The sequence below is a fragment of the Jiangella anatolica genome, from assembly GCF_003236295.1.
GTDB lineage: Bacteria > Actinomycetota > Actinomycetes > Jiangellales > Jiangellaceae > Jiangella > Jiangella anatolica.
This window is the reverse complement of sequence record NZ_POTW01000223.1, coordinates 1-434: the sequence shown is the minus strand read 5'-3', so window position 1 is coordinate 434 and position 434 is coordinate 1. Positions and strand designations below refer to the sequence as shown.

Sequence of the window (434 nt, the reverse complement as noted above, 5' to 3'; positions counted from 1 at the left end):
ATGAAATGTTAGGCGAAAACCAACGTGATTTAACGGCAGAACAGGCAGCAGAGCGATTACGTGCTTTGAGTGAAGTTCATTATAAAGAAAGAACTAAATAATATAGTCAGTTCCCCTCTTTAGCTTTAGCAAAGAGGGGTGCAGATCGAGTATAGATTTAATATAAAGGATAGAAATATGACCCCAATCCAAAATGCTCAACAAATTTTCAATAGACAGCATAAAAATTTGCCAGAAATTACCGTCTATGCGCCTGGCAGAGTAAATATCATCGGCGAACATACCGACTACAACGACGGCTTTGTTATGCCTTGCGCAATTAATTTTGGTACGGCCGTTTCTGGTACAAAACGAGATGATCATATTTGGAATGTTTATGCTGCAGATCTTGATGAAACTGATGAATTTTCTCTCAATGTTGAAATTCCTAAGAG

2 protein-coding genes are annotated in these 434 nt (G+C 38.0%); both read left to right on the top strand.

Annotated elements, in window-relative coordinates:
- Positions 1–101: hypothetical protein (locus C1I92_RS35780; protein ID WP_146605401.1), on the top strand; the 101-nt coding region annotated here is incomplete at its 5' end.
- A gap of 76 nt (positions 102–177) precedes the next feature.
- On the top strand, positions 178–434 hold a 257-nt coding region (locus C1I92_RS33085; RefSeq protein WP_325048181.1), incomplete at its 3' end, for a galactokinase family protein.